This window comes from Paenibacillus sp. TCA20 (assembly GCF_000732325.1).
GTDB classification, from domain to species: domain Bacteria; phylum Bacillota; class Bacilli; order Paenibacillales; family Paenibacillaceae; genus Paenibacillus; species Paenibacillus urinalis.
Genome location: NZ_BBIW01000003.1, coordinates 25591 through 43932, shown reverse-complemented (window position 1 = coordinate 43932; position 18342 = coordinate 25591). Strand labels below are relative to the sequence as shown.

At 48.0% G+C, this 18342-nt stretch carries 14 protein-coding genes, 1 pseudogene and 1 other annotated feature; of the genes and pseudogenes, 1 reads left to right on the top strand and 14 read right to left on the bottom strand.

Translation table 11 applies throughout. The features are described from left to right. Nucleotides 1–20 precede the first annotated feature (20 nt). From TCA2_RS06500 to TCA2_RS27510, 10 genes are all read right to left on the bottom strand, one after another. Nucleotides 21–395 carry a hypothetical protein gene (locus tag TCA2_RS06500; RefSeq protein WP_238546314.1) on the bottom strand — a complete coding sequence of 125 codons (375 nt, stop codon included), beginning with the start codon at nucleotides 393–395 and terminating at the stop codon, nucleotides 21–23. A gap of 211 nt (nucleotides 396–606) precedes the next feature. After that, on the bottom strand, nucleotides 607–1308 hold the full coding sequence (locus TCA2_RS06495; RefSeq protein ID WP_238546313.1) for a DUF1796 family putative cysteine peptidase: 702 nt from the start codon (nucleotides 1306–1308) through the stop codon (nucleotides 607–609). Between the two features lie 87 nt (nucleotides 1309–1395). Continuing rightward, complete coding sequence (locus TCA2_RS06490; protein ID WP_047910786.1) at nucleotides 1396–2217, bottom strand: carbohydrate ABC transporter permease; 822 nt, start codon at nucleotides 2215–2217, stop codon at nucleotides 1396–1398. 10 nt (nucleotides 2218–2227) lie between these two features. Next, a complete protein-coding gene (locus TCA2_RS06485; RefSeq protein ID WP_202964130.1) occupies nucleotides 2228–3199 on the bottom strand; it encodes a carbohydrate ABC transporter permease in 972 nt (323 codons plus the stop codon). 80 nt (nucleotides 3200–3279) lie between these two features. After that, nucleotides 3280–4614 (bottom strand): ABC transporter substrate-binding protein, encoded by a 1335-nt coding sequence (locus tag TCA2_RS06480; RefSeq protein ID WP_047910785.1) that lies wholly within the window; start codon nucleotides 4612–4614, stop codon nucleotides 3280–3282. 44 nt (nucleotides 4615–4658) lie between these two features. After that, nucleotides 4659–5648, bottom strand: coding sequence for a metallophosphoesterase (locus tag TCA2_RS06475; protein ID WP_047910784.1), 990 nt, complete (start codon nucleotides 5646–5648; stop codon nucleotides 4659–4661). 138 nt (nucleotides 5649–5786) lie between these two features. Further along, the gene (locus TCA2_RS26075; RefSeq protein WP_052511798.1) at nucleotides 5787–6434 is read right to left on the bottom strand and encodes a GntR family transcriptional regulator; all 648 of its coding nucleotides are present in this window, start codon (nucleotides 6432–6434) and stop codon (nucleotides 5787–5789) included. A 144-nt stretch (nucleotides 6435–6578) separates the two neighbouring features. Further along, nucleotides 6579–9572 carry a ComEC/Rec2 family competence protein gene (locus TCA2_RS06465; RefSeq protein ID WP_052511796.1) on the bottom strand — a complete coding sequence of 998 codons (2994 nt, stop codon included), beginning with the start codon at nucleotides 9570–9572 and terminating at the stop codon, nucleotides 6579–6581. Between the two features lie 114 nt (nucleotides 9573–9686). Continuing rightward, the gene (locus tag TCA2_RS06460; protein WP_047910783.1) at nucleotides 9687–10205 is read right to left on the bottom strand and encodes a dCMP deaminase family protein; all 519 of its coding nucleotides are present in this window, start codon (nucleotides 10203–10205) and stop codon (nucleotides 9687–9689) included. Between the two features lie 170 nt (nucleotides 10206–10375). Further along, nucleotides 10376–11041: a helix-hairpin-helix domain-containing protein gene (locus TCA2_RS27510; protein WP_052511794.1), complete on the bottom strand. Its 666-nt coding sequence runs from the start codon at nucleotides 11039–11041 to the stop codon at nucleotides 10376–10378. A gap of 117 nt (nucleotides 11042–11158) precedes the next feature. Here TCA2_RS27510 and comER point away from each other — a divergent pair. Then, nucleotides 11159–12022, top strand: a pseudogene (gene comER / locus TCA2_RS06450) (late competence protein ComER); the annotation flags it as partial. On the opposite strand, the gene leuS reads toward comER, so the two are convergent. The 4 genes from leuS to TCA2_RS06435 all read right to left on the bottom strand — a co-directional run bounded on the left by leuS (nucleotide 12003) and on the right by TCA2_RS06435 (nucleotide 18305). Beyond that, complete coding sequence (gene leuS, locus TCA2_RS06445; protein WP_047910782.1) at nucleotides 12003–14441, bottom strand: leucine--tRNA ligase; 2439 nt, start codon at nucleotides 14439–14441, stop codon at nucleotides 12003–12005. The pseudogene comER and the gene leuS sit on opposite strands and share 20 nt — an antisense overlap. Continuing rightward, nucleotides 14438–14572: a hypothetical protein gene (locus tag TCA2_RS27850; protein WP_274337381.1), complete on the bottom strand. Its 135-nt coding sequence runs from the start codon at nucleotides 14570–14572 to the stop codon at nucleotides 14438–14440. Before TCA2_RS27850 ends, leuS begins: the two co-directional genes overlap by 4 nt. A gap of 31 nt (nucleotides 14573–14603) precedes the next feature. Then, nucleotides 14604–14847: a binding site (T-box leader), on the bottom strand. Between the two features lie 107 nt (nucleotides 14848–14954). Further along, nucleotides 14955–16649 (bottom strand): M3 family oligoendopeptidase, encoded by a 1695-nt coding sequence (locus TCA2_RS06440; RefSeq protein ID WP_047910781.1) that lies wholly within the window; start codon nucleotides 16647–16649, stop codon nucleotides 14955–14957. 204 nt (nucleotides 16650–16853) lie between these two features. Then, nucleotides 16854–18305: a carbon starvation protein A gene (locus tag TCA2_RS06435; RefSeq protein WP_047910780.1), complete on the bottom strand. Its 1452-nt coding sequence runs from the start codon at nucleotides 18303–18305 to the stop codon at nucleotides 16854–16856. Nucleotides 18306–18342 lie beyond the last annotated feature (37 nt).

Below are 18342 nucleotides of genomic sequence, written 5' to 3'. Positions count from 1 at the left end.
TTCTTGAAGGTTGTTATAACCTATGCTAATGGGGCTTCTTCCCACTCCAGCTGAAGATCATGCCCAAAGCTCCTGATCTCATCTGCAGTTGCATGAATACAGAAGTCCTGCTTCGCACCATAGAAATTTAACACGTAAACTCCTTCAGAAGGGGTTTCCTGCCAGCTTAGCTGATAGAGATCCCTCTCGAACGATGTATACATTTGGTTTAATCGTAAACCATTTAAAATCTCTAAAGGAAACCCAGAGGTTACTTCGATATAATTTCGAATGGTCATATTAGTCCAACCGAGTCGATCAAGCTCATATTTAAGCTGATGCTTCCGAAAATACTTAAAGTGAAGCTGCGATCCCTCCAGCTCACCTGGTATCCGCCTTTTAATAGTAAATTCCACTCGTGTTCCCGCTTCTATACAGTCTCTGATTGCTGCGATATGTAACTCTCCTTTACTCCGTCTAATAGACAGCTCGTTCTCCCCATAAAAAAACGAACAGAAAACAAACCGTCATCCATTCGTCGTGAACATGAAGCTATTCAAATTATACCAAAATTTAATGTAATGATTGGCAAAAAATCGGATCCGGCAACCTGTTATGTTCTCCCCTTTAGCCTTCACTAATTGTCATTCCTGCAAGAAGTTCATCCCAGGTCGCCAGGGCATTCATGTCGGGAGGAACGTTCAGGGAACAGACCCGATCCAAATTCCAACCGGCATCAGTTATGCCATACTGTCCCTCTACCGGATTCAACACCAATATGCGAAACTCACTTAAGGTCAGCTGGGACAAAATCGCACGTAAATGAAAAGTCTCCTCATAACTCGCGGACCATCGGATAAACAAAGTGGAGGAGCTGCCTGCCAGTTTATCATAGAAACGCTGAATTCGCCTTTGCAGTTTCTCTTTATATTCCGGATAGAGCACTGACCAATGTTGACCAGGAACAAGGGGAAAATCATGAACTGAAATGATGTTGTACAAAGTATCCTTAATCATGTAGGACTCTACGAGCCCTCCCCGATCATGAAATACCGGATTTCCGTCCTCCAGCATAATATGAGTATCTTCCAGCACTTGCAAATTGTTCATCTCCATAAAGCCTTGATATCGATGCTGCAATAGTCTGTTCACATCGGACAGCCTCGTGGATATCATCCAGTCGAGCGGCAAGGATATTCTCCTTAGATTGTGCCGTCTCAACTGAATTGCAGGCGCACAGGAAATACCTAAACTTACGATAAGATCATAATTCTTTTTCAAATCCTGTACGCTCAAGGTCCACTCACCCTTTTTTCTTGTGAAAGTCACTCCCTCTCTTCTATATTATATAAGCAGCCGGCAAAATGCTTGGACTTCTCCCGTCCTCAGCATTTACGAGACTAACGACTAGCTCCTCTATCTCAACCCGCCCTTTACAAACGAATCAATAATCTGTCTTTGCAGCACCAGATAAATGATAAGCACCGGCAGGCTCGCTATCGTCGTTGCCGCCATCAGCGGCCCCCACATGTTTGCATCAGAAGACATGAACATCTGCAGCCCCTTCTGCATGGTTGAGTTTTCCATTTTATTTGTCACCAGCAGCGGCCAGAAATAATCATTCCATGCGGTAATAAACAGCAGGATGCTGATCGAAGCAATGGAGGCTTTTAAATTCGGGAATATCGTTCTCCATAGCACGGACCAATCCGATGCTCCGTCGAGACGAGCAGCTTCTATCAGCGTTTTGGGGAATGCTTTGAAGGCATTGTAGAGCTGCATCACCGCAAAAGCGGAAGCGACATTCGGTACAATGAGTCCCATCAATGTATCTCTCCAGCCCATCTCACTGATGACCACATAGTTTGGAATCATAATGACTTGAAACGGAACAAGCCATGTCAGTGCAATCAACCCATATATCAGATTACTCCCGCGAAAACTCCATCGGGTAAACGCATAAGCAGCAAGAATGCTGGTAAGCACCTGAGCCACCGTCTGTGCGATCGCTACCAGCAGGGAATTACTGATCATCCGCATCATCGGGATCGAACTCCAAGCCTGTACATAATTGTCCAGTGTCCAATGGGTCGGCCATAGTGCGGAAGAGAACACTTCTCCTTCGGGCTTAAGTGATGTATTGATCATCCAGTACAAAGGAAATACGGATAAGAAACAGAGCGCGATGAGAAGTGCATGCTTAAAAAAAGCGGTAAAGGTCCATTTTTTCAGACTCATGATTTCCCTCCTAGTCGTCAAAGAACGTCAGCTTCTTACTCAGCTTCATGAATCCGAGAGCAATCAGCCCGAAACCGATGAAGAGCACGACAGCGGCTGCAGAGCTCCAGCCTACCGCAAATGTCTGGAAGCCGTATTGCCACAGTAAATAATAGATATTCGTCGTAGAATCCAGCGGTCCGCCTTGAGTGAGCACATTGACATAAGAGAAGCTCCACTCGGAGGCAAACAAGATGCTGAGCATGCCCATGAACAGAATGGAGGGTGATAGAAGCGGCAGCGTAATATGACGAATCATCTGCCAGCGGCTGGCACGATCTATTTTGGCAGCTTCATAATATTCCTTGTTAATGCCGGTTAAGGCAGCAGAGAAGATAAGCGTGCTGAACCCGATAAGCTTCCAGCCAGTAATAAAAATGATAGAGTAAATGGCCCACCGCTCATCGGTGAAAAAGTGGATCGGTTCTTCGAGTCCAAAATACTGCAGCGTGCGGTTCAGGATGCCATTGGTCGGATGCATAATCCATCGCCAAATAGAGGATACGGCAACAGGAGCCATAATCATGGGCAGGAAGATGAGGGCCCGGTACACATTACGCGAGCGCTTGCTGATATTTTCGGTAAAAATCGCGATAAACAAAGGTACAATCAAGGAAAACGGTACAACACCAATGGTATAGATGAGCGTGTTGGTCAGCGCCGCTCCCATTTCCGGCAGTGTAAAAAGATTTTTGAAATTGTCCCAGCCCACATACTCCTTTGGTGAGGTAGGGAGCAGATTCCACTGATAGAAGCTGAGCTGGAAGGTCTCGATGAGCGGCCTATATATCCAAAAGCCCAGGGACAGAAGGACCGGCAGCAGATACAGATAAGGCTTAATTCCTCTTAAGCGGATGGCGAGCTTCTTGCGCTGCTTGTCCCGCGGTTTGGGCACTGAGTTTATACCCGGCAGTTCGGATGAAGTCGTCGTATCATAATTCACAATGCTGGTTCTCCTTTCGAGTGACCCTGATTTTGTTGAAGACAGAAGGAGCAAACTCCTTCTGTCTTCTGCATCAGAATTTATGGCATAAGCGATTGAGCCCGCGTCTGCGCTTCTTTCATTATGGTGGTGACGTCATCACTGGATTGGATAGATTTCTGCACTGCCTCCAGCAGGATCGTCTCGATCTGATACCAATTCGGTCCTGGATAAGACACCCATGGGGTAAGGCGGTCCAGCTGCTCCAAATTAGGCTTGATCAGCGGATTCTCTTCCACCCAGCCTTTTAAGTACTCCTCATCCTCAACAATGGACGGACGAAGAGGCAGATAGCCGATCTCGGAAGTAATAATGGTATAGCCGCGCTCACTGGTCACAAATTCGAGGAATTTCCAGGCAGCCTGCTGCTTGGCTTCATCGTCAGACAAAATAAACAATGCACTGCCCGAATTGACTGGTGTCGTCGGTTTGTTATCAAAGGAAGGCATAGCTGCCGCCTTGAGCTCCCAGCCTCCAGCTTCCGCCGCCGAGAGAAATGCACTCTGCAGCGCACTCGTGAACAGTAACATACCGACCTGTCCCTGGCTGAACGCCTCCATGACCTCACTGTCGTTCAGCTTGCTGCCGGCGCCGCTCGCAGTTATGTCCTGCCACATTTCAACGGCGCCAATCGCTTCCGGACTATCAAAGTGCAGGGTGGTACGGTCATCGGAGAGCACTTTTCCACCGTTGCTTCCAATCAAGGCCTGCACGATCCAGTCGTTGCCGATCGATCCGCCGATATGGACACCGGATGCGTCTGTAGCTTCGGCAATTTTGGCTGCATATTCCTTCACTTCCGCCCATGTAGCCGGCGGCTGCTCCGGATCAAGCCCTGCCTCTTCAAACAATTTGGCATTATAGAATAAAACAGGAGTACTAAATGTAAAAGGAAGACCGTAGGTCTTGCCGTCCAGCTGTCCGAGCTTCAGACCATTGGGCGAGAATCCTTCGAATGTCTCCGCAAGCTCGTCCGCCGGAACAATGTCCTCAAGCGGCTTTACTCCGAAATTGTTTGCAAAATAATCAAGACCGTCAAAAGTAAGCTGGGCTATGTCCGGGGAAGAACCGGCTGCAATATCGGCCTGGACCTTGGCATTAATGTCTGGCGAAGGTACAGGAATGCCTTCTACATCAATATCCGGATTGGCTGCTTCAAATTCGTCGATCAGCTTCTGGGTTCCATCCTTTTGTGATGCGGTTGCCAAGTTGTAGCTGTAAAATGTAATCTTCGTTTTTTCCCTTGCACCCTGTGCGCTGTCCGCTCCAGTTGCAGCTCCCGCCGAATCTCCGCTCGAAGCTGAATTTCCGCACGCAGCCGTTGCCAGAATCGTTAACGACAACAGCCCCGCTGTCCACATTTTTTTCTGCAGCATGGAACTTTCTCCACTCCCTCTAAGGTTTATAGATGAACTCGTGATTAATCCTGATGATGCAGCTGAGGCGGGTACGCCATGACATCGGTAACACCATCCAAATGGATGACTCTATATGAAACGCGGTCCTCGTTCACTGTAACCCACAGTATAAGATTGTCGTCAGCCCGTCCGATTCCATGGGCACCTGCTCCGGTGCGTCCCAGCTGAATATACGTGCGGTTCGCATCAGCGGTATACTCCAGTGTGTGAAAATGTCCGGCAAACACCGTGTATTCCCGGTCTTGCAGTATCGCTTCAAGACGTGCAAATTCTGCGCTGTCTGCTTTCCAGCCTGGCTTATGCATGCTGACGAAGGTATGCTTCACGTCCTTGTTGTCCTCTAATACCTTTTCGAAAAAGGCGAGCTGCTCAGCACTAATGCCAATGCCTACCTTACCCATGCTCTGCAGCTGCTCAGGCGTAAGTTCTTTTGTGATCTCCTCGTAAAATTCCTTCATATATTCCATCGTATGCTCAGGGTCCGCATGCACTTTTTCCGTTGAACGCTTGATAAGCTCAATCATTTCGTCCGGCATTTCTTCAAACGGATCTTCGGTATTCAAGGTAAGAAACAGCTGGTCCCCTGCACGGAAAGCATAGTATTCATGCCCCTTACGTTCACGCCATACATCAACCATAGCCTGCGTGCCGAAATCATGATTTCCGATCGTTTGGAAGAAGGGTAAGCCGGTTGCCTCGATCTGGGCATCTATGTATTCCCATTCCTCGCGCGCCTTGTCCGCGTCCTTCCAGTAGCCCTCGACCAGGTCACCCACAAACAAGACAAACTCCGGATTTAGATCTTTGAGAAGCTCAAGTCCTTGCTCGAATACACCCGGGGTCATCATCCCGCAGCGGTCGCCCATCACTGCAAAAGAATACTGGGCTGGCAGAGCTTCCGGCAGCTGTCCAAACCAAGGGCGCTTGCTTGTCTCTATTCGGCTCTCATCCACAAACACTTCATTACGCTTGCTGTTCACTTGAGTAATCATTATTGATTCTCTCCTCTCATATTTCGACTCAACATAAGTATGCAGGTTGTATGTAAGTTGTGTGTTAACGTAATACACCACTATTGTTAAAAAATAGCGATAAAAAAACGAGCCTGCTTATGGGCTCGCTGTGGACGATTATATAATTCCATTCATTATTAACGTTTCGTACGTGGCTGTATAGATCCCCGTAATTTCGGATCTTGCTGCATCTAAATCACCTTTTACAAGGGCTTCATACGCCTTTTGATTCGATTCCAGAGATTTGTAAGGCTGATGATGAGGAAACTGCTTGCGATAGGAGATCATTCGGTATAAAAATTTCCCTTTGGTTTGTTCGAGAACACCCAGCATATGCTGATTACGGATTGTGTAAATCATCGTTTCCACAAAATCCAGGTAGCTCACATAGTAGCCTGGGATATCACTAGAATCCTTAGCCTGCTGCTGCCGTTCCAAGTGCTTCTGCAGCTCCTGAAGATCGAATTTCAAATTACGTCTTTCTACCGCGTTAATGACATACAGCTGCAGAGAGATCAGGACTTCCAGAATCTCGGTATACTCGCGGAAGCTGATTTCCTTAACCAACACGCCGCGTCCGCGGTAAGATTCGACAAAGCCTTCTGTGACCAATAATGAAATCGCAGCTCTAATAGGCGTTCGGCTCATACTCAGCTGTTCCGCAAGGTCGTTCTCGGAGAGCAGGGTTCCTGGCATATACTCTGCAAATATGATTCGGCGGCGCAATTCCTGATATGCTCTTGTTTCTAGTGTAGGGGAAGACATTTCCTCACAATTCCTTTGCTTTTTTTATTTTATGTTAGCAAAATAGACCATTTTTGAAAAGAGCAGACGGTTTGCCTAATATTACATTACCGTTTTTTGATTATATTCAGACTGATTACTTCACACGATGACACGTTCTCGGGCTCAATCTTCCCCAAGCTTACTCCGTATTTCCATCACTCCATCTCTTACCCGGATCTGAACCTCTCCCATCGTATCTGTGCGGTAAATTTCTGAGCCGTATTGATCCAGTCTGTCTGTAACCGTAGGATGTGGATGCCCATACGTATTGTTGACTCCGGCAGAAATGACAGATAGCTGCGGCTGCCAATAGGCAAGCCATTCCTCAGTCGTGGAGGTCTTGCTCCCATGATGTGCTACTTTCAGCACGTCCACCTGACTCACAAGCTGCGGCGGCGGCGGCGGTTGCTGCTTCGTTTGTGCCTTTGCCTCCATATCACCTTCTGACGAAGCAATAGAATGTTCTCCGGCATCCCTCTTGTGAGCCGTATCCTCATGACTGCCAGGTTCACTCTGTCTTCGCAGCCGATCCAATATGTCCAGCTCTGCCGCTGCATCAATATCTCCAGTAAATAGGAAGGAGCGATGCTCCATATCCAGCTTGAATACAACCGAATCATGATTCTGTTCCTCTGATACAGGCAAAGGCTTCTTGTCATCTGTCTCAGAATGTATCTCCTCAGGGGGAGCTTCTGGAGCCATAAAGGTAAGCCTCGTATCCTTGTCCGGCTCGTATACCATTCCATCATATGCTTCATATAGACGAACTCCTTTATCTAGTGCTGTCTGCAGCAGCTCATGAAAGGCGTCTTTATCTGTCATCCGTCCATTGAACATAAATGTTGAAACGGGAATATCCTCTAGCACGGCCTGTAGTCCCCCTGCATGATCATGGTCGCCATGGCTTAGGATCACTGCATCCAGCTGCTGGATCCCTCTTTTTTTCAGCAGCGGTACAAGCAGTGACTCCCCCACCTCATAGGGATCTCGGCGCTGCTTCCAGTCCTCCTGCTCTCCAAACTGGATTGTTCCTCCACCATCCACCAATATATGCTTGCCCGCCGGCGTTGAGATGAGAATACTGTCTCCCTGCCCAACGTCAAGAACAGCTACAATCCCCTCGGAGGCTCGGTAAGGTCCTTGGTAAGAAATGAACAGCCCAGCAGACAATATTACACACAGACCTGCCAACAGCACCTTGTGAAAAAAATGAAAGGGAGCACGAGCATAATACCCTGCCCCTTGTGGTCCAAACACGCTCTCCAGCTCGGGCCAGGCTGATGAAATTTGCAGCGCATCAATCGCTCCTTGAAGCCGGGTTTCGCCGCGAAGGAAGAATGCACCTGGTTTTCTTGGCATGATGCCAACAGCCTGCTGCCCTCTTGAATGAATCATGTGATCTGCCGTTAGCGGAATTGTATCCTCATCACGTGGCGTTAACGGCTGTCTGCTGATTCTCCATTTTTTAAGTAATAAGAAAATAATATATAGTACCAAGTAATAAGCTGCTACCGCCATAAAATGAGGGGTTGCCCATATGAGAACAAATTGCTCAAAGGTGTTCAGCCATGCGACAAAATCGAAGGTCAGACTATTCAGCCATTCCGTAATCCATACAATCGGCTTCGTCGCGGGCTCCCACAAGTAGACGAGAGCCAGAGCAAGAGTGCCTAACGGCAGTACAAGGAAGCTGATAAACCCTACGAGCAGAAAATTAGCTCCAAACGATAATAACGAAAACTGATTAAAATAATAGACTGTCATTGGAAAAGACAGCAGCTGTGCAGCGATGGTTACAACCGCCGTGCCGGACAAGATCTTCGGCCACTTGGCAAAATGCGGAGTAAGCAGTGGAACGAAGATCATGAGACCTGCTGTTACCAGAAACGACAGCTGGAAGCTCACATTCACCAGCATGTAAGGCTCCACCAGCAGCATAATAAGAGCGGTTAGACAGAGAATGTTCAGACCATCCTTCATGAGACCTCTTCTTGCCATATACAATCCAATCATCGACATGATTCCGGCCCGGACGACAGAAGGTGAAGAACCGGATATAAGCACATAGACAGGCACTAAAAATAAGGTGATCGTCAGTGCTGTCTCCTTACTAAGTCTGCATTTGGACAGTACAAACAGCAGTGCAGAGACATAAATGGCGACATGCATTCCTGAGATGGCGAGAATGTGCGTAAGTCCCAGCTGCGAGAATTCACCGTAGGTATCCGGGTCTATTTCATCCCCAATCCCGATAACAAGCCCTTTCATATAACCGGCATGCGGCTCCTCGAACATCGCCTCCATCCTGCCTCCAAGTTCTTCTCGCGCTGCGTCGCTCCATCGTAATATGACATGTCTATCAAAGAGAGTGTCCAGCAGGTCATGCTCTATACTGTCTATTCCTTTGGCTTTCACAAGCCAGTGAATTTGTTGCGTATGCAGATACGTTCTGTAATCAAAGCTGCCATAATTACGGGCCTCTCCTGGAGCTTCCAGCGTGCCGGTCATTGTGAGTGTATCTCCTCGCTGCCATGCGTCTGCGATGGTTTGCTCCTGCTCTTCAAGCAGCCTGATCTGCACCTGAATTTTCTCATTTAGTATAGGAGCAGCTTCTGTGGGCACATCATTTTCTTTTTTAACTGATCCTTTATTCCTTCCTCCATATGCTCCTTCCCCATCCGTTATTACTTCTGCTCCCTCATCTGTGCCCGTCTCGGCAGAGCTTTGCAAATTCGGATCTAGAGCTCCAATCTCTCTTGCCTTATGCGCAAGCAGCACAAACTGCACTCTGTCTCCATCCACCTCGACTTTGGATGCAATTGTACCTTGAAGCTCAACCGTCATTCCAGGTACCTCACCCTCAGCCTGTTCCATGTAGGCGGGAAGCTCAGTTACGTTCTTCAGATCATTCCATTCATAATAAGTACAGGACAGCACGATGCTCGTCATTAAAACTGTAAGCAGCATTCCTCTAATTTCTGTGAAGTAGAACAAAATACCGAGAAACAGGATAACACCAAGTACAATGGCATATAGTCTTAGCCCATCATATAGATGAGCTGCACTGCTTCCTACAATCCAGCAAGCACAAAATAAGGCCAGCGGTCTCCCCTTCAATGGACCCTCCTTCCTGCAGCACAAAAAAAGAACCCCGAATACAAGCCACATTCCCCTGGCTGCCTTCGAGGTTCTTCCTCTTCATTATAATTGTTAAGGCTCACTTTCGAGCCATTAATCCGATACGGTCATCAGTGTTTCTCTTGGTGGCTCATACCCGCTGAGCGAACGGAATGTAATCCCTTTATGCTCCATCATCTGGCGAACCTTGCTCGTATCCTTCGGATAAGGTCTATGAAATACAATTTCTGTAATCCCGCTGTTGGCCAGCATATTTGCACAAGTCCAGCAGGGCTCATCCGTCACATATACAGAGGAGCCCTCCCGATCGGCTCGGTCCGTGAACAAGAGCAGATTCTGCTCGGCATGAATGGTGCGGACACAGCGCTGCTTCTTCACCATAACCTCCTTGCCATCCTGGTTCGTAAGTTCGTATTCCTCGGAGATCATACACCCAGCCTCTGAACAATCCGGTACACCCATGGGTGCTCCATTATAAGCTGTACCGAGCAGCTTTTTTCCCTGTACGAGTACGGCTCCTACATGTCGGCGGGGGCATCTTGAACGGGTAGATACCATATAAGCGATATCCATGAAGTAAGTATCCCAGTCTTTTCTTATGTCTGCACACATCGTTCCTCACTACTCCTTAGACATTGATTACGCTGTTACTGAATCAATTTCATAAACATAAAAAAGGTGAATTTGGAACTATATATAGACAAGTAAAACCATTTTGATCTATATATACTCTTGATTAAAGCAGCCAAATAGCAGCCAAAGGTATTATGAAATTGATTATATTAATTAATATATAGATAGGGAGACATTTTCTCCAGCATCTTCATGCCGATTCCTTTCACATTCGTCAAATCACTCAGTTTCTGAAAAGGGCCATGCTCAGCACGATAATCGATGATCGCCTGTGCTTTCTTCTCACCTATACCAGGAAGCTCCATCAGCTCTGCCAGCGCAGCTGTGTTAACAGCTACCTTGCCTTCAGCAGCAGAATTTACCCCTGCTGACTCTGCTGACGCTATAGTGTCAGCGGCCGGCTCTGTATTTTGTACCGCTTGTGAAGAGCTTAGATCCTCCCCTGCAACACGGTCAGCCTCCATCATCTCTGGTAAGGGATCCACTGCCTTATCACTGACTGCCTCTTCCACCTCGCTTGAAGTTACGTGTGCCTTGGCAGAAGGAGTACTTTCACTTACAGACTGCCCATCTACAGTTTGCTCACCAATACCCAATGAAGCTTCTGTCTCCGTACTCCCATCAGCCTTCGTCTCCTTGCCCTCAGCTGACCCAGCTCTATCCTCCGTATTTGCATTCCCTTCATTTACAGATAGGGCAACTCTGTCACTGATTTCGGTCCATTCTTCCGTGCCCGAATCACCAGATCCTCCAAACAATATGAGCGCGCTTGCAGACAGAGCTGTCAAGGCTATGGCAATGGTTCCTCTCTTCACCTCATAAAACCTCCTAAACTATTGTGACATTGATGTAAAATTTGTCGTCATGTAGTCCAAGACCTGGTGCATACACTAAGAAGAACGTAAGCCTGCGTAAGTACCGTAAAGCAAGAAAGGGGGAACCTCAAGATGTTGAAGGTTGGATTTATCGGAACCGGCAGCATGGGAAGTTTACTCATTAACGCCTTCCTTGCTTCCGGAGCACTTGACGCTAGACAAATCGTGGCAAGCAATCGGACACATGCCAAAGTTCTAAAGCTTTCATCCATCTATCCGGGTCTGAAAGCCGCTGAAACCAATCAGGAAACCGTCATGAAAGCAAACTTCATTTTCTTATGCGTAAAGCCGCATGAATTTAAAGAAGTTGCTCAGGATATCAAGCCCTTCATCAAACCGGAGCATATTCTTATTTCGATTACGAGCCCGGTTCAAATCCGGCATTTGGAGTCCGTACTGCCTTGTAAAATTACGAAAATCATCCCTAGCATCACTCATTTGAGAGGAAGCGGGGCATCTCTATGTATTCATGGAAATCGAATGAAGGATGAAGATAAAAAACGGGTCGAGCAGCTGTTCTCCTATATCAGCAGACCGGTCCAGGTAGAAGAAACTTTTACCCGGATCAGCTCTGATCTTACCAGCTGCGGACCCGCATTCATCGCTTTTTTTCTGGAGCAATGGATCCAGGCAGCCGTGCAGCATACCGGAATTGATCATGAGGAAGCCACTTGCCTGGCCAGTGAAATGCTCCTTGGAACAGGTAAGCTGTTAACAGAAGGAGCCATGACACCGTCACAGCTCCAAAAACGTGTTGCCGTCCCTGGCGGTATTACCGCCAAGGCACTAAATTTACTGGATTCCAACCTAGCTGGCGTATTCGACCAATTGATCCAGGTGACGCATGCAAAATACGAAGAAGACCTGGAACAGCTGGATGCCGAATTCGGAGCGGGTGAAATTAACCGGCAACAATATTAACAAGCTTGCCTGGTACAGCAATCACTTTACGGATTGTTTTGCCAGAAAGTGCTTCTTTAATGGCAGGCAGCTCTAAACTATGGGCTTCAAGTCCTTTGGCATCGAGGTCAGCTGCCACGTGTGCACGCTGTACAATCTTACCATTGATCTGAATAACGATCTCGACTTCCTTATCTACTGTGAGTGATTCATCGTAGCCCGGCCAAGCAACATAAGTCACGCTCTCTTCATGACCAAGGCGGGACCACAGCTCTTCTGCAATGTGCGGAGCAAGCGGTGACAAGAGCTGAACAAAGTTCTCCATTGCTTCGCGCGGAAGACGCTCTGCCTTGTATGCTTCATTGATGAAGATCATAAGCTGACTGATCGCAGTATTGAAGCGCAGGTGCTCCAGATCGTCGGTTACTTTCTTAATCGTCTTATGCCATGTACGCTTGAATTCCTCGGTGCCTTGATCGCTGATCTTCTCGTTCAGAGTGCCATCCTCGTTGATAAACAGGCGCCATACGCGAGCCAGGAAGCGGTGTGCGCCTTCAACGCCATTCTCGTTCCAAGGCTTGGTCGCTTCGAGCGGTCCCATAAACATCTCATAAATACGCAGTGTATCCGCACCAAAGTTATCAACGATATCATCTGGATTAATGACATTACCGCGGGATTTACTCATCTTCTCGTTATTGGTTCCAAGAATCATACCCTGGTTCACCAGCTTGTGGAATGGTTCCTTCGTCTCCACTACGCCCAGATCATACAGCACTTTGTGCCAGAAACGAGCGTACAGAAGGTGAAGCACTGCATGCTCCGCTCCACCGATATACAAGTCTACCGGCAGCCATTCGCGCTGCTTCTCCTTCGAGACAAGCTCCTTGTCATTGTGAGGATCAATAAAGCGCAGGTAATACCAGCAGCTTCCCGCCCATTGCGGCATCGTATTCGTCTCACGGCGAGCCTTCATGCCCGTCTCCGGATCAACAGTATTAATCCACTCCGTTACGTTAGCAAGCGGAGATTCACCTGTGCCGGAAGGCTTGATTTGCTCTACATCAGGCAGTACCAGCGGCAGCTGATCCTCAGGCACAGTCTTCATCGTTCCGTCTTCCAGATGCAGAATCGGAATCGGCTCTCCCCAATAACGCTGACGGCTGAACAGCCAGTCCCGCAGACGGTAGGTCACTTTGCCTTGACCCTTGCCGTTCTCTTCAAGCCATGAGATCGCAGCTGCGATCGCTTCTTCGTTATGCAGACCATCGAGGAAGCCGGAATTCACGTGGGCTCCGTCACCTGTGTACGCTTCTTGTGTTACATCACCGCCGGATACCACCTCGATAATATCAAGGCCGAATTCCTTGGCGAATTCCCAGTCACGGCTGTCATGACCCGGAACGGCCATAATCGCACCTGTACCATAACCAGCCAGTACATAGTCTGCAATCCATACAGGCAGCTTCGCCCCGTTTACAGGATTGATGACATAAGCCCCTGTGAACACACCTGTCTTCTCCTTCGCAAGATCGGTACGCTCGAGATCACTCTTCCGTGAAGCCTTCTCAATGTATGCTTCAACGGCTTCACGCTGTTCAGCTGTTGTGATGTCTGCTACCAGTTCATGCTCTGGAGCAAGTACCGCATAGCTTGCACCGAACAGGGTGTCTGGGCGGGTTGTAAATACCGTAACCCCTGCATTATGACCTTCGAGAGGGAAGGTCACCTCCGCACCTTTGGATCTTCCGATCCAGTTCCGCTGCATATCCTTAATGCTCTCTGCCCAGTCCAGTTCGTCGAGGTCATCAAGCAAACGATCGGCATATTCCGTAATTTTCAGCACCCATTGACGCATCGGCTTGCGCACAACCGGGAATCCGCCGCGCTCACTCTTGCCGTCGATGACTTCTTCGTTAGCAAGCACCGTTCCCAGCTCTTCACACCAGTTTACCGGCACTTCGGATACATAGGCCAGACCTCGATTGTACAGCTGGATGAAGATCCACTGCGTCCATTTGTAGTAATCAGGATCGGTCGTGCTGATCTCACGATCCCAGTCATAAGAGAAGCCGAGTGATTTGATCTGACGACGGAAGTTATTAACATTCTTCACGGTAATATCCCGTGGATGCTGTCCTGTATCAATGGCATGCTGCTCTGCAGGAAGTCCAAAGGCATCCCAGCCCATAGGATGAAGCACGTTGTAGCCGCGCATTCTCTTGTATCGGGACACGATATCAGTTGCCGTATAGCCCTCTGGATGTCCTACGTGCAGTCCTGCACCTGAAGGATAAGGGAACATATCCAGGGCATAGAACTTCGGTTTGTCCGGATTTTCCTCTGTCTTAAATGTCTTGTTCTGATCCCAGTATTGCTGCCATTTCGGCTCAATTGCCTGGGGATTATAGCCGTGCTTCGGCTGTTCTTTCTGACTCAATGTACATCCTCCTCGTCATCATAACCAATAAGAAGAGCGTCAATCGTTATGGTCCTGACAGACTCTTCCTCGCGATTACAGAATGGTTCAGCCAGCCATGCGGCTTGCAACGAAATGAATTCTATAATCAAAAAAAACCTCCGCATCCCATAGCGTGTCATCGCTAGGGACGAGAGGTTGTAATTCCCGTGGTACCACCCTAGTTAGCGGACAAACGTGCTTCGTCGTCCACTCCCTTAAGCACCCTGTAACGGCGGTGAACCGATGAGGCTTACCAAATGCTGTACAAATAGCTTAACCTCATATCTCCAAGGCGAGTTCATAGTGCTCCGGCAACCAGCTTGCACCATCCGCTGGCTCTCTGAAATACACAGGCGCTATTACTATTCCTCTTCATCGAAAATTCAGTAATAATCGGGATCATTATACAAGATTGACAAGGATAAAGTCAAATATTGACGTTTTGGAGCTTGATTTCAATCTCGCTTTTAATGGTCAGTATCATTGTCCGACTTACAGTGCCGTATCATCCACGCTGTCGAGCCATTCTTCAATCGTTCCGATCACCGAGGTGACACAGCCTTCTTCAAATGGAGAGATCAGGCCCGCGATGGCCACCAGCTCCGTAAAGGATTTGCTTCCTCCCTGACGACAGAGATTCAAATAATCGGCCCATGCCGCAGCATAATCTTCTCTCGAACGCTTCCAGAACTGGAATGCACAGATTTGAGCAAGGGTGTAATCAATATAGTAAAACGGAGAGCCGAATATGTGGCCCTGCTTATGCCAGAAGCCGCCTTGCTCCAGATAACTGTTGTTCTCGTAATTGCGGTGCGGCAGATACTTCCGTTCGATCTCACGCCATGCCTGCTTCCGTTCTGCTGGAGTCGCTTCTGGATTCGCATAGACAAAATGCTGGAATTCATCTACCGATACGCCGTAAGGAATAAAGATAAGACCGCTTGCGAGATGCTCGAAACGGTATTTATCCACTTCATGCTCGAAGAATAGCTCCATCCACGGCCAAGTGAAAAATTCCATGCTCATCGAATGAATCTCGGCAGCTTCATGTGTCGGGAACATATACTCAGGAACGCCAAGGTCACGGCTCTGATACACTTGAAAAGCGTGGCCTGCCTCGTGGGTCAGTACGTCAATATCTCCGGATGTTCCGTTAAAGTTCGAGAAGATAAACGGAGCTTTGTAGTCTGAGATGAACGTGCAGTATCCACCGCTGCGCTTTCCTTTTTTGCTGACCAGATCCATCAGCTCATTATCAAGCATAAAGTTGAAGAACTCACTCATCTCTGGTGACAGCTCATCGTACATCTTCTTCCCGTTCTGGACAATCCATTCCGGGTCCCCCTTAGGCGTTGCATTCCCAGTAGGGAAGACTACATTCTCGTCGTAGTAGTAGAGCTCGTCTACGCCAATCCGATTACGCTGACGCTCCTTGAGCTTGGAGGCTACCGGTACGATATGCTCCAGCACCTGAGCGCGGAATTTCTCAACCATTTCGGCGTTATAGCCAATACGACTCATGCGGGCATAGCCCATCTCTACAAAATTGTTAAAGCCCAGCTTGATCGCCATGCTTGTTCTTACCTTAACCAGATCATCATAGATGCGGTCCAGTGTTTCCTCATGCTCGCTCATAAAGGCAGTACGTGCTTCCTCCGCCCGTTTGCGCATGGAGCGATCCGTTGATTCGCCAAATGGGATGAGCTGGGATAGTGTACGCTCCTCACCTTCAAACTCAATCTTGGCTGATGCAATCAGCTTGGAGTATTCCGTTGTCAGCTTATTCTCAAGCTGCAGATCGCTAATGATGTCAGGGCTGAACGTCTTGATCTCGAGCTCGGCGAGCTGGAACAGCTGCTTCCCGAAACGGGCTTCGAGCTCTGGACGAAATTCGGAATGGGCTAGGGCATCATAGTACTCAGTTATGTATTTCTGGAACAGTGGTGTTGTCTCATCGGAGAAATCTTTCTCAGCCTTGTAGAACTCATCGTTGGTATCCACGGAATGACGAATAGAGACAAGTGTAAGCTGTGTGGCGACGGCTCCTCTGAGCTTGTTAAGCTCATTCATCGCTTTGGCCTGATCGTCCGCATTCTTCGCCTCGCGAAATACGGTAAGCAGACTGCCAAACTCTTGTTCAAACTGAGCTACATCCGGTCTTTCATAACGATATTCACTAAATTTCATCGACGTTACACCTGCCCTCTCTTGATTTCCTACCCATTATATCCCAATTAGTTGTCCAGTTCTATGGAGTAAATGAATTTAATTGATATGTGGTTAAAAAAGATGTGAAATATAAAGAGCACCCCCGCAGCCCGTCATCTCAAGATGATCCGCACTGCAGCGGTGCCTCTTATTAGAACATATAATCTACCTGCTCATTCAAGCTCAGGCTGCCCGGTTGTAATCTGATACGTCGACGTCCAGAGGAAGCTCATTGGCGCGTGCTTTTTGTGCAGCTCTGAAAAAGACAACAACCAATACAACACTAATGACTCCTCCTGCTATATACGAAGCATCCATGCTCATACGGAAGCCAATCTCTGCATTCAGGATATAAACCATGGTTGTGTACAGCATTAGAGCTCCCGGAATGAGGGCTACCCAGAAGTTTTTCCGTGCGACATACAGATACATCGCTCCGACAAACAAGGCAATGACACCCGTTGCTTGATTCGCCCAAGAGAAATATCTCCACAGGATGTTAAAGTCAATCTGAGTCAGTACGATCGAAATAACGAAGAGCGGAACAGCAATGATCAGACGTCTCTTAATGCTCAGCTGCGGCAGCTTGATATAGTCTGCAATGATCATTCGTGCACTTCGGAACGCTGTATCGCCTGAAGTAATCGGCAGGACAATAACACCAAGCACAGCAAGCGTACCCACATATGCACCAAGGGTCACCTTCGCTACCTCACTTACAACTAACCCGGTGCCTCCTTCTGCAAGCAGCTCATTTAAGCCAACCGGACCTTGGAACAGGCTCATCGCTGCTGCAGCCCATACCATGGCAATAATCCCCTCTGCGATCATCATACCATAGAAAATTTTGCGCCCTTGCCCTTCACGCTGTGTTGTCCGTGAGATAATCGGTGTCTGCGTCGCATGAAAGCCTGACAAGGCACCACATGTAATCGTCAGGAATAACAGTGGGAAGATCGGCAGATTATCCGGGTGGAGGTTCGTCAGCGTCAGCTCAGGAATTGGGGCTTGCTTAAAGATCAGCATAGCTCCGACACCCACTGAAGATATCAAGAGCAGTGCACCAAAGATTGGATAGAAACGACCGATAATCTTATCAATCGGCAGCAATGTAGCCAGAATGTAGTAAACGAAAATAGCGATGAGTATAATTCCCATGCTGATTCGTCCTTCTATCAGGTTATGAATCAGGCTCGCTGGAGAAGTGACGAACACCGTTCCTACCAAGATCAGCAGCAAAATAGCGAATGCGTTTACAACATGCTTCATTACTTTTCCAAGGAACTTACCCGCAAGCTCAGGCAGGTGGGCTCCGCGGTTGCGAATGGAGATCATACCCGTTAAATAGTCATGTACCGCTCCGGCAAAAATACAGCCGAATACGATCCATAAAAAAGCAACTGGTCCGTATAACGCTCCCATAATCGGGCCAAAAATCGGGCCGACACCTGCAATATTGAGCAGCTGAATCAACGAGTTCTTGCTTGTGCTCATCGGCAGATAGTCTACACCGTCCTGATTTACATAAGCAGGGGTCGAACGTGAATCTTTAACCCCGAACATCTTTTCAATATATTTTCCATACGTGAAGTAACCGAGTACCAACAGCAAGATTGATATGATAAATGTAATCAAAATTACCGCCTCCTTATGAAATCGCTTACATTCATTA

Excerpts from the sequence above, each read along its gene's own strand:
- TCA2_RS06490 (WP_047910786.1), bottom strand. The coding sequence starts at position 2,217 with ATGAGTCTGAAAAAATGGACCTTTACCGCTTTTTTTAAGCATGCACTT.
- TCA2_RS06480 (WP_047910785.1), bottom strand. The coding sequence starts at position 4,614 with ATGCTGCAGAAAAAAATGTGGACAGCGGGGCTGTTGTCGTTAACGATT.
- TCA2_RS06475 (WP_047910784.1), bottom strand. The coding sequence starts at position 5,648 with ATGATTACTCAAGTGAACAGCAAGCGTAATGAAGTGTTTGTGGATGAG.
- TCA2_RS26075 (WP_052511798.1), bottom strand. The coding sequence starts at position 6,434 with ATGTCTTCCCCTACACTAGAAACAAGAGCATATCAGGAATTGCGCCGC.
- TCA2_RS06460 (WP_047910783.1), bottom strand. The coding sequence starts at position 10,205 with ATGTGTGCAGACATAAGAAAAGACTGGGATACTTACTTCATGGATATC.
- TCA2_RS06440 (WP_047910781.1), bottom strand. The coding sequence starts at position 16,649 with ATGAAATTTAGTGAATATCGTTATGAAAGACCGGATGTAGCTCAGTTT.